At 64.5% G+C, this 12,759-nt stretch carries 14 protein-coding genes; 5 read left to right on the top strand and 9 right to left on the bottom strand.

Annotated elements, in window-relative coordinates:
* Window positions 1–2: 2 nt before the first annotated feature.
* The 4 genes from EHH60_RS38650 to EHH60_RS00210 form a co-directional block, all read right to left on the bottom strand.
* Window positions 3–245: a DUF6719 family protein gene (locus EHH60_RS38650; RefSeq protein WP_124157539.1), complete on the bottom strand. Its 243-nt coding sequence runs from the start codon at window positions 243–245 to the stop codon at window positions 3–5.
* 249 nt (window positions 246–494) lie between these two features.
* A complete protein-coding gene (locus tag EHH60_RS00220) occupies window positions 495–1,202 on the bottom strand; it encodes an outer membrane protein (RefSeq protein WP_199751238.1) in 708 nt (235 codons plus the stop codon).
* A gap of 285 nt (window positions 1,203–1,487) precedes the next feature.
* Window positions 1,488–1,883 (bottom strand): hypothetical protein, encoded by a 396-nt coding sequence (locus EHH60_RS00215; RefSeq protein WP_124158307.1) that lies wholly within the window; start codon window positions 1,881–1,883, stop codon window positions 1,488–1,490.
* A 231-nt stretch (window positions 1,884–2,114) separates the two neighbouring features.
* Window positions 2,115–2,483, bottom strand: coding sequence for a His-rich protein BRANT (locus tag EHH60_RS00210; protein WP_124157537.1), 369 nt, complete (start codon window positions 2,481–2,483; stop codon window positions 2,115–2,117).
* 259 nt (window positions 2,484–2,742) lie between these two features.
* Here EHH60_RS00210 and EHH60_RS00205 point away from each other — a divergent pair, with 259 nt between their 5' ends.
* The gene (locus EHH60_RS00205; protein ID WP_124157536.1) at window positions 2,743–3,285 is read left to right on the top strand and encodes a tetratricopeptide repeat protein; all 543 of its coding nucleotides are present in this window, start codon (window positions 2,743–2,745) and stop codon (window positions 3,283–3,285) included.
* A 105-nt stretch (window positions 3,286–3,390) separates the two neighbouring features.
* Window positions 3,391–4,773, top strand: a complete 1,383-nt coding sequence (locus tag EHH60_RS00200) for a serine hydrolase domain-containing protein (protein ID WP_199751236.1) — start codon at window positions 3,391–3,393, stop codon at window positions 4,771–4,773.
* 50 nt (window positions 4,774–4,823) lie between these two features.
* Here EHH60_RS00200 and EHH60_RS00195 read toward each other — a convergent pair whose 3' ends face one another.
* Entirely contained in the window at window positions 4,824–6,392 is a 1,569-nt protein-coding gene (locus tag EHH60_RS00195; protein WP_124157534.1) for a S10 family peptidase, read from the bottom strand.
* 257 nt (window positions 6,393–6,649) lie between these two features.
* Here EHH60_RS00195 and EHH60_RS00190 point away from each other — a divergent pair, with 257 nt between their 5' ends.
* The 3 genes from EHH60_RS00190 (at window position 6,650) to EHH60_RS00180 (ending at window position 8,681) form a co-directional block, all read left to right on the top strand.
* Complete coding sequence (locus EHH60_RS00190) at window positions 6,650–7,429, top strand: NAD kinase (protein ID WP_124157533.1); 780 nt, start codon at window positions 6,650–6,652, stop codon at window positions 7,427–7,429.
* Between the two features lie 99 nt (window positions 7,430–7,528).
* Window positions 7,529–8,074 carry a response regulator gene (locus EHH60_RS00185; protein WP_011088265.1) on the top strand — a complete coding sequence of 182 codons (546 nt, stop codon included), beginning with the start codon at window positions 7,529–7,531 and terminating at the stop codon, window positions 8,072–8,074.
* Between the two features lie 28 nt (window positions 8,075–8,102).
* Complete coding sequence (locus tag EHH60_RS00180) at window positions 8,103–8,681, top strand: Hpt domain-containing protein (RefSeq protein WP_124157532.1); 579 nt, start codon at window positions 8,103–8,105, stop codon at window positions 8,679–8,681.
* 114 nt (window positions 8,682–8,795) lie between these two features.
* Here EHH60_RS00180 and EHH60_RS00175 read toward each other — a convergent pair whose 3' ends face one another.
* From EHH60_RS00175 to folE, 4 genes are all read right to left on the bottom strand, one after another.
* Complete coding sequence (locus EHH60_RS00175; protein WP_124157531.1) at window positions 8,796–9,971, bottom strand: DUF2336 domain-containing protein; 1,176 nt, start codon at window positions 9,969–9,971, stop codon at window positions 8,796–8,798.
* Between the two features lie 274 nt (window positions 9,972–10,245).
* On the bottom strand, window positions 10,246–11,244 hold the full coding sequence (locus EHH60_RS00170) for a lytic transglycosylase domain-containing protein (RefSeq protein ID WP_245454356.1): 999 nt from the start codon (window positions 11,242–11,244) through the stop codon (window positions 10,246–10,248).
* Window positions 11,245–11,433: 189 nt separating this feature from the next.
* Window positions 11,434–11,856 (bottom strand): phosphoribosyl-AMP cyclohydrolase, encoded by a 423-nt coding sequence (gene hisI, locus EHH60_RS00165; RefSeq protein WP_124157529.1) that lies wholly within the window; start codon window positions 11,854–11,856, stop codon window positions 11,434–11,436.
* A 27-nt stretch (window positions 11,857–11,883) separates the two neighbouring features.
* Window positions 11,884–12,576: a GTP cyclohydrolase I FolE gene (folE, locus tag EHH60_RS00160; protein ID WP_124157528.1), complete on the bottom strand. Its 693-nt coding sequence runs from the start codon at window positions 12,574–12,576 to the stop codon at window positions 11,884–11,886.
* Window positions 12,577–12,759: the final 183 nt, after the last annotated feature.

Raw genomic sequence — 12,759 nt, 5'->3', positions numbered from 1 at the left:
GCTTAGGGCGTGGCGGCCGCCAACGAGGCCTGCTCGCCCGGCATAGCCACGCAGGCCTTGCGGCGATGCAGCCCGCGGATGGCGCCGGTCACCTTCATGACCTTGCCCGACGGACAGGAAGCGTCCTTGACGAAGGCCACCTCATAAGGTGCCAGCATCAGAGGCTCGGATTTGAGGATTGTCTGTGCAGAGCACGGCAGGCAGGAGAAACACGAGAGCACCACTGCCGACACCAAGATACGCATGTCCGTCGTCCCACCAGCCCGTAATTGTCATATAACGCGTTCCGGAGCGCGAGTTCCGTAAATCGCAAAAATTATTTTTGCTTTACCCCGGCCCCATGACGCGCGCGAGAAGGCGCGCCAGCCACCGTTTGTAAGCAAATGACGCGCCAGATGGTTCACGCCAAGGAAACGGCTCACGAGCGGAAAGCCCGGCAAACCAAACGCCGGCTGAGCCGGCCTTTGGTGGGGACTTGGATCGCCCGCTGGGAGTCAGTAGCGGGAGCCTGACGGGCCGCCCCAGCCGAAGCGGTAGTTCACCCCGACCTTGACGGTATGCTCGTCCTCCCGGCCACGAACACCGACGATGTCGGCCGGGCCGGAGGTAAAGGTGGTGCTGCCGAAATTGTAGTACTGGTACTCGGCCTTGGCCGACCAGCTCGGCGCGAACATGTATTCGAGGCCGGCGCCGACGGTATAGCCGTCCTTGCTGTTGCCGGTGGTGGTGAAGGCCTGTGGCACCCCGGCGATGTTCACGCCAAGGCCGTTATTGCGCCAGGCATAACCACCCTTGGCGTAAAGCAGCGTCGGTCCCCAGGTGTAGCCGATGCGCCCCGTCACCGACCCGATCTGGTCGGTGTTGGAGGTCACCTGCGTGCCCAGCGGGAAGGTCACACCGTTGTTGTTGGTCGGCAGCCAGGAATACTGGGCCTCGATACCCACCACCCAGTTGGACGCGAACTGGTAGTCGAAGCCGCCCTGTACGCCGCCCATGAAGCGGGCGTCGCTGGATTGGAAGCTGCTGTCGCCGGCAAACGCTCCACCGACATGGCCGCCGATGTAAAAACCGGTCCAGTTATAAATGATCTGCGGCGGCGTATAGGCCGGAGCCTTGGTGTAGGTGCGCGGCTGCATGTCCGCGGCGGCTGCCGGCGCCGCCAGCGCAAGCACAGCGGCTGCACCCAGCAAAATCGACTTCATGATCATCCCCGTTCTTTCAATTCGACACTCAGGAAACAACGTGGCGTGAATTGGGTTGCTTCGCGGCGATGCCAGAACGTTGATCGTTCGCTACTGTGATGGGGTGGCAACAACGCGCTTTTGTTCCGTCACTTTGCCCTGAGCTAACTGTTTTTGTCGCGTGCGCAAGGCCTGGCGCAACGATTCGTCGCAAGGCAAAACCGCCCCGTTCAAAGCTCGCCGAAATGTGATCCAGCGGCTCCGGCTGCGTCTGTCTAACATCCGGCGATGAAGGCGGGCTTTGCGCTAACGCGTCATCTTTTCCAGTTCCGGAAAGGGAGCGTAAACCGCACCGGCGCAGAGATCGCTGGTGCGGTCGACCACACGGTCCGCTCGGCCGTTGACGAAGATCACAGCCCGCTCCCGCATGGCCTTGTAGCTGCCATCGGTCTCGCGCGGGGTGAAGTGCAGGCAGCTCACATAGAACTGCCGGCCGCCGACCTCGCGCTGCACCGGATCGGCCATGCTGGCGTCGCGCACGCCGACCGGATTGTTGAGGTAGGTCCGCATCAGAGCCAGCGTGTCGCTCCGGAAATTGTCGGGAAACGGCTGAGGCCCACCGGCCTGGGTCCCGCCCATCAGCGTTGGACGGTCACCGTCGCTGCCGAAACATGCCGCAAGCGCCAACGGCAATGCCAGTATCACCGCACATCTCGCCAATCGCCCCACAGGCCCCGCTCTCCGCTCGATCCAATCAGAAGCGTTCTAGCCCCAAGCCTGCACGAAGGGAATTCGCTTGCGGCGGCGCAAACAGCGCACCGGCCCGCCGCCGGCGCCTCGGGCTTTCGCACGAGACACTGCGAACGGACCGGGCCTGAAGTCCACGCGCTGCGGCAGGGCAATGCCAGGGATGCCGCCGCGCGGGATCAGCCGTCAGTTGCGCTTGTCTGAAGCCGTCGGCTTGGTCATGTCCGACTGCACCTTCTGCGATTCCTTGGAATGATGGCGATCCTTGTGCACGGTCTTGTGCTCGTCGGTCGTGGCCGCGGCGTTCGCGTTCATCGCCTTCGACTTGGCATCCACCTTGGCGTCGGTGGCCTTGACGTCAGCAGGCTTGAGATCGGTCTTCGCGTCGGCCTTGACGCCGGCGTCCGGTTTCGCGGCGGTGGTCGCCGCCTTGGTCTGGCTCTGGTCCGCCTTGATCACCGGGGCAGTCGTGGTGGTCTTGCCGGCCTCGGCAGCGAAGGCCGGGGCTGCGATCACGGAAGCTGCGAGCAAGGCTGCAGAAATGGTCTTCAACATGGTGGTCTCCTCTTGGAAGGATCTCGAGGCGGCGCCCTCTCGCCTACCCTTCGATCGTAGGTGGGAGCCTAGGCGGGGCACATTGAACCCAGTCTGAAGCCCCTTGCAGGCTTCCGTTCATCTCGATGACAAGTTTGTCATCAGCGGCCGGGCGAATAGATCGTGCGAAGCGGGAATGTTTTCGTGCGATGGGTGTTCCGGTCTTCGGGCAATCGTGTAGGATCGCCACGTTCCCCACGTTCCATACGGGAGAATTTCGATGCGTAAACTCTCAATGCTAGTTGTGCCGGGCCTCGTCGCCATGTCGCTGGCGGCGGCGCCGGTACTGTCGAGCGCCTACGCCGCAGGCAGCGACGAGCCGTCCTCGCCGCCGAAATCGGAAAGCTCGTCCAAGAAAGGCAAGAAGAAGAGCTCTTCCGTCAGCGATCCCAAATTCCTCGCGGCCTATCGCACAGCCTACGCCGCGATCTACGACAAGCACGATTACACGGGCGCGATCGGCCAGCTGAAGTCGCTCAAGCGCGACGACGTCGCCGACGTCGCCAATCTGATCGGCTATTCCTATCGCAAGCTCGGCGACTACCAGTCGTCGAAGGCTTATTACGAGCTGGCGCTGAAGGACGATCCGAACCACGTCCGCACCTGGCAGTATTACGGTCTTTGGCAGCTCGAGCAGGGCAACCGCGAACAGGCGCAGTATCATCTGAACAAGATCGCATCGCTTGCCGGCACCGACAGCTCGGAGTATCGCTCGCTTGCCGCAGCGCTCGACAAGCCGACCGGCGCGACGCTGGTCTACTGAGACATCACACGCTAAAACGAAGCCAGCGGGCGCAACCTTCCAGTTGTGCCCGTTCCGCTTTCTCGGCTAGCCTCCGCCACCGATCTTCCTGCAAATTGGTGCGCAATGGACACGTGGCTGCGATCCGCGATCGACTACATCGGCTCCTGGATCGAATTCCAACTGACGACAATCCAGCAGCCGGGTGTCATCGTGGCTTTCGCCCATCGCGGCGAAATCGTCGCCGAGCATGCGTTCGGCCTCGCCAATCTCGATACCGGCGAGAAGCTCACCCCGCGCCACCGCTTCCGCATCGCCTCGCACTCCAAGAGCTTCACCACGGCCGGCATCATGAAGCTGCGCGAGCAGCGCAAGATCCGGCTCGACGATCCCGTGGGCGATTATGTCGGCGGCCTGCATCCGCGCGTCGCCGAGACGACGATCGCGCAAGTGCTGTCGCACAGCGCGGGGCTGACGCGCGACGGCGCCGATTCCGGCCAGTTCATCGACAGTCGCCCCTATCTCGACACGAAACAGTTGCTCGCGGAATTGAAGCTACCGACCGCAATCGAGCCCGGCACGCGCTTCAAATATTCCAATCACGGCTTTGGGCTGATCGGCCTCGTGATTGAGGCCGTGACCAGGGATCCCTATCCGGTCTGGATCAAGCGCGAGATCATCGAACCCGCGGGCTTGCGCGAAACCGAGCCGAATGCGCCGCTTGCCAGGGGCACGCCGTTCGCGTGCGGTCATACGCGCAAAGTCCCGCTGGGCGAACGCTGCGTGATCCCCGGCGACAATCCCGCACATGCGATGGCATCCGCCGCAGGCTTCATCGCCACCGCCGCCGATACCGCCCGCTTCTTCGCGCAGCTTGCACCCAACGCGAGGAAGAGCGTGCTGTCGGTCGCGAGCCGTCGCGAGATGACGCGACACCATTGGCGCATCCCGCAAAGCTTAGAGACCTACTATGGCTTGGGCGTCAATGCCGGCAAGACCGACGGCTGGGACTGGTTCGGCCATGGCGGCGGGTTCCAGGGCTACATCTCCCGGACCTGCTCCATTCCCGCTTGCGAGCTCGCGATCAGCATCCTCAGCAACTCCATCGACGGCGCGGCCCCGTTCTGGATGGACGGCGCGATGCAGATTCTGCGCACCTTCAAGACCCGCGGCGCACCCGACCGCCGCGTGCGCGACTGGACCGGCCGATGGTGGACGATCTGGGGCGCGACGGATCTCGTCCCCGCAGGCAACCGCGTGCTCGTCGCCAATCCACAGTTCAACAACCCCTTCATGGATGCCGCGGAAATCGAGGTCACCGGCCGCGACACCGGCAGGCTCGCCTGGGCGGCCGGCTATTCCAGCCATGGCGAGCCGGTGCGCCGGATCCGTGACAAGCGCGGCAAGATCAGCGACATCTGGATCGCCGGCGCGAACGTGAAGCCGGCCAAAGTCGTCGCGCGCGAAATCGCGCGGAGATACAAGCCGCGCAAACGCCGGCCTCTTTAGTGCGAGCATGATCCTGTCGGAAGACCGCTATGCGCCTTTCCGGAGCGGCGCTATTCCCTGATCATCGCCTCGACCTCGCTGCGGAACGCCTGCCGAGATCCGTCGCGCGAATAGAACATGTGGCCGCCGGGATAGACGACGAACTTCACGCGTTGCGTCACGAAAGCCGGCAGCTGATCGAGCACCCGTTTCGTTCCGAAATAGGGCGTGGCGAGATCGAACAGCCCGTGGCCGACCAGAACGTTCAGCTTCGCATCTGTGGCGAGGATCTGGCGCAGTTCCGAGACGGATTGCGGCGGGGTGATGCCGCGGCCGAAATCCCAGTGGCCCTCCACGGCACCGTTCAGGACTTCATAGGAACCGTCGGGCCGCCAGTTGAGCTTGCGCGTCAGCACGTCGACAGCGGCACTCGTCAGCGGCGCCTGGAGCGCATCGCCGGAAGGATCGCCGAAGCGTGAGCTGCTGGAATCCGGATAGGGATCGAAGCCACGCACGGAGGCGTCGTAACGTCCTGTCACCTTGCCGTTCTTGCGGTCGAACTCGCGGCGGAATTCACCGACGTCGAAGCGGCCGGCGAGCCTGCGGCTCACCGCCTGGTCGATGCCGGTGAGCTCGGCAACCTTGTCGGCCAGGCGATTGGTGGCGTCCTTGTCCGCCTCGCCCTTGACGAGGTCGGCTAAGAATTCGCCGCGCGCGTAAGTCTCGACATCGGCGAGGTCGGCGCGCTTGACCGGCCCCTTGGCCTCGCGCGCCACCGCGACATAGCTCGGCAGCGTTGCGACATATTGAAGAAGGCTGGTGCCGCTGAACTCGCGAAAATCCAGCAACGGCGACACCATGATCAGTCCCCTGACGCCGACGCCGTGCTGAAGCTGCAACTGGCGCACCACCTTAGGCCCGCGGATGCCGCCATAGCTTTCGCCGGCGACGTATTTCGGCGAGGTCAGCCGATCGTGTTTCTCCAGCCAGCGGCGGATCACGAGCGCGATCGAATTGGCGTCACCATCGACGGAGTAAAAGGATTTTCGCGCGTCCTCGCTGCTGGCGACAAAACGGCTGTAGCCGGTGCTGACGGGATCGATGAAGACGAGATCTGTGAAGTCGAGCCACGTCTCCGCATTCGGCTTCACCTCGGGCGAGGCCGAGGGCGACAATGCTTCGCCATCGAGCGGCAGCCGCCATGGCCCGGCCGCGCCGAACTGAAGCCACGCCGAGGACGCGCCGGGACCGCCATTGAACAGGAACGTCACGGGGCGCGTCGCGCGGTCGGCACCTTCGAGTTCGTAGGACGCGTAGGCGATGTCGGCCAGCGGCTCGCCCTTGCCGTCGAACACGCGGATCGAGCCGGCGGTCGCGGCGAAATTGAGGGTTCGGCCGGGCAGATCGAGCGTCTGCTTCGTGGTCGAATCCGGCGGGAGACGGTGCAACTCGGCCGCCGACGGCGACGCCTGCGACGCGCTCTGCGTACCGCCGCCGCGACCACCCTTCTGCCCGGCCGGAGCAGCGGTCTCCGGGGGCGGCTTCGGCGGATCGTCCGCGCGCGCAAATCCAGCAAGCGCGAAAGCCGAGACCGCCAGCACCAGGACCGTTTGACGGAGCGCCGGCAAATTCGTGATCATGATCGCTCTCCCTGCCCGGCTGTGACAGCCGGTGCGGACAGAAAGGTTAGCCTGGAATTGCGACGCTTTGGGGAATCCTTGTCTGGCGAGGGCCTGAACGGGCCCCCGAGGGCTCAAATCACCCGCTTCTGCCCCCAAATCCGGAGCGACAGTCTCCGTTAGCTTTGGAGGGCGGTCCTCCTCGACAATACAGGCCCACCTCGTATAGACGAGCCCGGCGGAACTTACTCGAGCCAGCGGCACCTGCCTGGGAAGCCATGACCAAGCCCTCGCGATACGACCGGATCGCCTTCGTCGCCAGCCCGAGCAGCGAGGCGCAGGCCGCCTTCGGCCAGCTCACCAGGGACTATGGCAATTACGACCCGAAGGACGCCGACGTCGTCGTCGCGCTCGGCGGCGACGGGTTGATGCTCCAGACGCTGCACCAGAACATGCACACGGGAAAGCCGATCTACGGCATGCATCGCGGCACGGTCGGCTTCCTGATGAACGAGTACTCGACGCACGACCTGCGGGCGCGGCTCGAGGCCGCGCATGAATCCGAGATCAACCCGCTCCTGATGCGCGCGACCGACATGCATGACCGGGTGCATCTGCACCATGCCATCAACGAGGTTGCCCTGTTCCGGCAGACCTACCAGGCGGCGCGCTTGAGGATTCTGATCGACGAGCGCGAGCGCATGTCCGAGCTGATCGCCGACGGCATCATGGTGGCAACGCCGGCGGGCTCAACCGCCTATAATCTCTCCGCGCAGGGACCGATCCTGCCGATCAACGCCGCGCTGCTGGCATTGACGCCGATCAGCGCCTTCCGCCCCCGCCGCTGGCGCGGCGCGTTGCTGCCCAATACGGCCTATGTCGTGATCGAGGTGCTGGAGGGCGAGAAGCGTCCGGTAGCGGCCGTCGCCGACCACGACGAGGTCCGCGACGTCCGCCGCGTCGAGGTGCTCTCCGACAAGACCATCTCGATGCGAATGCTGTTCGACCCCGGCCACAGCCTTGAAGAACGTATCCTGCGCGAGCAGTTCGGCTACTGAGCCGCCTGCCGGCCACGCCTCCGCGAGCCCGGCCGCAACCCTTCGTTAACCCCCGGCACGATATGGTTAACGAAGGTTGACCGCTCTGGCCCGGACGTCATGTTTCGCATCGACTTCAACAAGCTGCGCTTCCTCGTCTGCGACGACAATCCGCACATGCGCCGCATCCTGCGGACGCTGCTGCATTCCTTCGGCGCGCGCGAGGTCTATGAAGCCGAGGACGGCGCCACGGCGCTCGAAATGTACAGCCATTACGTGCCCGACATCGTCATCACCGACTGGGCCATGCCGATCTTCGACGGGCTCGAGCTTGCGCAGATGATCCGGCAACCCGAATCGAAGGGCAATCCTTACGCACCGATCATCATGCTGACCGGCCATTCCGAGAAGCGCCGCGTCACGGTCGCGCGCGATGCCGGCGTCACCGAATTCCTGGCCAAGCCGATCTCGGCCAAGGGCCTCTACCAGCGCATCCTCAACGTGGTTGCCAATCCCCGCCCCTTCATTAAGACCAAGACCTATTTCGGGCCGGACCGGCGCCGCAACACCAATTCCGCCTATATGGGCCCGGAGCGCCGCGTCGGCGAAAAGCACGAGGTGCTGCAGCAGCCCTCGCTGCTCGACAAGGCCCGCTCCACCATCTAGCGCAACGTCTTCAGACGAGGCAGGCATCATGGCGAAGAACAGCGCAAAGGACATCGAGGTCAAGGCCTTCGCCACGCACCACGTCATCACGCAGCCCAACCCGCTGCGCAAGGTCCTGCGCCGCGTCGATGAAAAGGACATGGACGATCCGGTCGGCCGCGCCGAACAGGCGCTCGCGAGCCTCTCCGGCGAGTTCAAGGACTGGATGACGGTCGAGGTCCAGAGACTGTCCATCGCCTGGACTGCCGTGCAGAAGGATGGCTTCACGAAGAAGCTGCGCGACGAGCTGTTCCACGCCGCGCACGACATCAAAGGCGATGCGGCGACGTTCGGCTTTCCTTCGGCAGCGGTTATCGCCGAGAGCCTGTGCCGCGTCATCGAGCACGCACCTGATCTGGAAAAGGTGCCGGCCGAGCTGTTCACGCACCACATCAATGCCATTCTCGCCATCGTGCACGAGAACACCAGGCTCGACAGTATCAGCGTCTCCGCCGAGCTCAGCCGCCGCCTGCGCAAGGTCGCCGACGATTATCTCGCCAACGTCAACCGCGACCGGCCCGAACATCTCGAGGTCATCCTGGCCCCGAGCATCGCGCCGGTGGATTAGTAAGGCTCTCTCCTCTCGCCATTGCGAGCGCAGCGAAGCAAACTCGGACTGCCTCCGCGGCGCGATTCTGGATTGCTTCGCTACGCTCGCAATGACGGAGTCTGCGGGATCCGGCTAGGCCGCGATCAGATCGTCGTACACCGTATCGATCGCATCATCCGAAACGAGCTCGTCGCAGAACAGCCGAGCCTCTTCGCGCGCGGATTCGGTGGCAAAGCGGCGCAGCAGCACCATCAGCGGCTCAGTGGCGCCCCGGTCGGTCTCGCAATGGGTAAGCACGCGCTCGACCATGCGCCGGCGCAGCCGCGCCGCGCCGTCGTCGCTATTGACGAAGCCTTGCTCGTGACAGGCATCGAGCGCGACCTGGAAGGCCGCAAACGTCGCCTCCGGAAGCCCGGCGCGACGGAGCAGCGCGTGCAGGCTGTTGCCGCCGCGATCGTGCAGCAGCGCGGAGACGCGCGCCAGCGGCAGATCGGCGAGTTCGGCAAGGGCCGCGTCGAACAGATCGAGATTGCCCGAGAGCAGTGCACGCAGGATCAACCCCGCGGTAAGCTGGCCGGTGATGCGCAAATGCCTGACCAGGCCTTGCATGTCCTCGCCGCGGGAGCGCGCCGCGATGTTCATGGTGGAGCGGTCACGTGCCTCGATCGTGATGCGGTCCGCACGGTCGGCGGTGAGCCAGTTCCGCGCCACGACGAATTGCGCCAGCGTCTGCGAGAGCTTTGCCACCAGCGCCGCGCGCGTTGAGGACGGCAGATCCTCCAGCACCAGCATGGCCTCGCGGATCGCCGCGAGATGGCCGTGGCGCTCGACGATGCGGTCCCAGGAGAACGGAGCTAGCTCGGCGTGGGGATTCTCGATCAGCTCCAGTGCGGCAGCCGCGCAGCCGACCTCGGCGATCGCGGCGCAGACCGACACCGGCAACGCGATGCGGCGGGCCACCGCGCATTGCACCTCCTCGTTGCCGGTCGCGACGATGTCGACAAGGTCGGCGTCGATCAGCAGCGGGGAATGTTCGAGCACGGGCAGCGCAACGGTCGGCTGGTCTGCCGACAATGCCCTTACGATTGCGGGCGGCGCCTCGGTGCTGCGGGCAAAGGCCTCGGCCATCGCCTGCCGCACCAGCGACGAGGGATCGTCGAGCAGCATCAGAAGCGCGCCTTCAGCGGCGATGCGGTCGTTTGCAGAAAGGTCTGAGATCAGCCAGGCCCGGGCCAACGCCCGTGTTGCCTCGGCCCGCTCGCCTGCAGGCGCCGTCCTGATCCAATGAATGAAATGCCGAACAATCATCCTGCTTCCGGCTTACACAACAAACGAAAATGGTGACGGCTCGTCACCTGCAACACAAAATAAACCATGACACTTAACAAAGCGTTCACCATAACTGTCTGGTATTATTGACGTTTTGTTAATGGAACAAGACGCCGACCACACGTGCCGCGAGCGCAGCGCCCCGGCGATGCGCTGGTGAACCGGGCCCCCTTCGAGAGCGGCGCACGCGGCATGGGCGCGGCTACACGTTGCAGTGTTTCAGCTGCGGCGCGTCCGGGACATTGAGCGGAGATTAGCTCGAGAACATGCCGCTACGATCGCTGAAGAGATCGAGCGGCTGCGGCGGCCGCACGTCCGGCGTCGCTGACGCGACCGAGGTGAGCGAGGCGTTGTTGCCCCATAATTTCTGCACCGTGGTCGAGACCGGCTGCGTGGCATCCCCGGGCTGATAGATCGAACGAAACACCGGCGCGCTCGGCGCATTGTCCGCGAGCGTCGTCGGCGACGTCGCATTAACGGGGAAGGTCTGAAGATAGACGGCATTGTCGATCGCCGGTGCCGTCGGCTGCACGCCGATCGCGCTCGCGACCTCGGTGGTCGACGGCGTGTCGCCATACATCGCCATCGCGCTGCGCGTCACTTTCGAATTGGCTGCATTGGCGTAGCGCGCGTCGAGCACCGAATAGACTTCGGAGACACTGCGGGCGCGGCCGTCTTTGGCGTAGAAGATCGAGCGATTGGCGGACGCAGCGTTAGGGAACAGCCGCGCACCGACCGCCTGCGGATTGTCCTCGGCATTGGCGATCAGTCTGGCCGCACCGCCGATCCCCATGAAATGCGCCATGTAGAGTTCGCTGTCGGACGGCCTGCGGCCGAGCAGGCCGGTGAGCTTGAAGCTGTTCGACTGCGTCAGCGCCGCCGCCATGTTGGAGGCGGCTTCGGGGTCGTCGCGCAGCTTCATGATCGACCGCTTCATCACGGGATCATCGACGGTATAGGTGCCCGCCGAGGTCCTGGTGATGGCGTCGGCATAGCTGCCGTAGCCGAGCTGGGTACCGGCTTCCTTCACGGTGCCAAGCCAGGTCTGGTCGATGAACTGGTAGAGCCCGTGCGCGGACGAGGTGGTGGCGCCCGCCGTCGGATCGAAATCCGATTCCATCTTGGCCGTGGTCAGCATGTATTGGAAGCTGACGCCGGAGATGTTCGAGGCCTGCTTGATCGCACCGGCGACGCGCGCCCGCGACGGATCGAGGCCGACCGTCTGCGTGGCACTGGAATTGTCGACCGACATGATGAAGTGCTCACCCCCCACGGCGTTGAGCGACGCCGGCAATTCGGCGCCCGTCGTCTCACCGTGGGACAGTCATGGTTAATGCGGGGTTAATTGACGCTCCGCGTCATTCCGGGGCGCGCGACAGCGCGAACCCGGAATCTCGAGATTCCGGGTTCGGCTCTTCGAGCCGCCCCGGAATGACGGACGTCATGTCTTATAGACGTCGCTCGGATCGAACAGCCGATCCGCATTGGCGAAGACCAGCTTCGCTCCCCCGCCCTCCGCCTCGACCTTGCGATAGAAGCACGACCGCCGGCCGGTGTGGCAGGCGGCGCCGATCTGCTCGACGCGGATCCACACCGCGTCCTGATCGCAATCGGTGCGCATCTCAACGACACGCTGGGTCTGACCTGAGGTCTCACCTTTTCGCCACAAGGCATTGCGCGAGCGGCTGAAGTACCAGGCCTCGCCGGTCGCGATCGTCTTGCGCAGCGCCTCCTCGTTCATGTGCGCGACCATGAGCACGTCGCCGGTGGCGACGTCGGTCGCGACGCAGGTCACGAGGCCGCTGGCATCGAACCTGGGCAGGAAGGCGACACCTTCTTCGATCTCATGGGAGTGAGCGGACACAGGACCCTCGCGAGTTTACTTGCGAGGTCAGCGCGTCGTGCCTCGCACCAGGGACAGGAAACGGGCCTGCTCCGCGGGGTTGTCGCGGAACATGCCGGTGAAGCGGCTGGTGAAGGTGGAGGCGCCATGCTTGGCGACGCCACGCACCGACATGCAGGTATGCTCGGCCTCGATCAGCACCGCAACGCCGCGCGGTTTGAGGATCTCGTCGATGGCCGCTGCGATCTGCGCCGTCAGGTGCTCCTGGGTCTGGAGCCTGCGGGCGAAGATGTCGGTCAGGCGCGCAAGCTTGGACAGGCCGACGACGCGTTCCACCGGCGTATAGGCGATGTGCGCCTTGCCGTAGAACGGCATCATGTGATGCTCGCACTGCGAGGTGAATTCGATGTCGCGCACTAGGACGAAGTCGTCATAGCCGGCGGTCTCGCCAAAGGTGCGGTCGAGCACCTCGGCCGGGCACTGGTGGTAGCCCTGATAGAGTTCGTCGAAAGCTTCGACGACACGGCGCGGCGTGTCGAGCAGGCCCTCGCGCTCGGTGTTCTCGCCGATATAGGCGAGCAGCGTCTTCACCGCGGCTTCCGCCTCGGCGCGAGCCGGGCGTGGCTGGTCGGCGCGAACGGCGGCCGCGAGGAATTCGGCGGGATCAAGCTCGGCCGGGCGGCTCTCGGGCTGCCGGTCAGAGGGCTTGTTGGGGCGGATGGATTTGATTGCAGCGTCCATATCGACTCCGTTCGACGGCCTCGCGGCCGGAGTGTCACCGGCAGACGGGGCGGCCAAGCCGCCGGACGCCTGAGCAGAACAAATTTCGGCGGAAAGTCCTGAGGTCATAACGCCGGCGGCGCATATCTGGATCACCGCCACCGCACCGCTGGACTATTTTTCCACCAGTTCCGTCCCTATATA

Origin of the sequence: Bradyrhizobium sp. RP6 (assembly GCF_003837805.1) — a bacterium.
Classification (GTDB): domain Bacteria; phylum Pseudomonadota; class Alphaproteobacteria; order Rhizobiales; family Xanthobacteraceae; genus Bradyrhizobium.
Note: the sequence above shows the minus strand (reverse complement) of the source record. Positions and strands in the feature narration are given on the sequence as shown.

Excerpts from the sequence above, each read along its gene's own strand:
- folE (WP_124157528.1), bottom strand. The coding sequence starts at position 12,576 with ATGGACGCTGCAATCAAATCCATCCGCCCCAACAAGCCCTCTGACCGG.
- EHH60_RS38650 (WP_124157539.1), bottom strand. The coding sequence starts at position 245 with ATGCGTATCTTGGTGTCGGCAGTGGTGCTCTCGTGTTTCTCCTGCCTG.
- EHH60_RS00205 (WP_124157536.1), top strand. The coding sequence starts at position 2,743 with ATGCGTAAACTCTCAATGCTAGTTGTGCCGGGCCTCGTCGCCATGTCG.
- EHH60_RS00210 (WP_124157537.1), bottom strand. The coding sequence starts at position 2,483 with ATGTTGAAGACCATTTCTGCAGCCTTGCTCGCAGCTTCCGTGATCGCA.
- EHH60_RS00200 (WP_199751236.1), top strand. The coding sequence starts at position 3,391 with ATGGACACGTGGCTGCGATCCGCGATCGACTACATCGGCTCCTGGATC.
- EHH60_RS00220 (WP_199751238.1), bottom strand. The coding sequence starts at position 1,202 with ATGAAGTCGATTTTGCTGGGTGCAGCCGCTGTGCTTGCGCTGGCGGCG.
- EHH60_RS00180 (WP_124157532.1), top strand. The coding sequence starts at position 8,103 with ATGGCGAAGAACAGCGCAAAGGACATCGAGGTCAAGGCCTTCGCCACG.
- EHH60_RS00185 (WP_011088265.1), top strand. The coding sequence starts at position 7,529 with ATGTTTCGCATCGACTTCAACAAGCTGCGCTTCCTCGTCTGCGACGAC.
- EHH60_RS00195 (WP_124157534.1), bottom strand. The coding sequence starts at position 6,392 with ATGATCACGAATTTGCCGGCGCTCCGTCAAACGGTCCTGGTGCTGGCG.
- EHH60_RS00190 (WP_124157533.1), top strand. The coding sequence starts at position 6,650 with ATGACCAAGCCCTCGCGATACGACCGGATCGCCTTCGTCGCCAGCCCG.
- EHH60_RS00175 (WP_124157531.1), bottom strand. The coding sequence starts at position 9,971 with ATGATTGTTCGGCATTTCATTCATTGGATCAGGACGGCGCCTGCAGGC.
- EHH60_RS00170 (WP_245454356.1), bottom strand. The coding sequence starts at position 11,244 with ATGTCGGTCGACAATTCCAGTGCCACGCAGACGGTCGGCCTCGATCCG.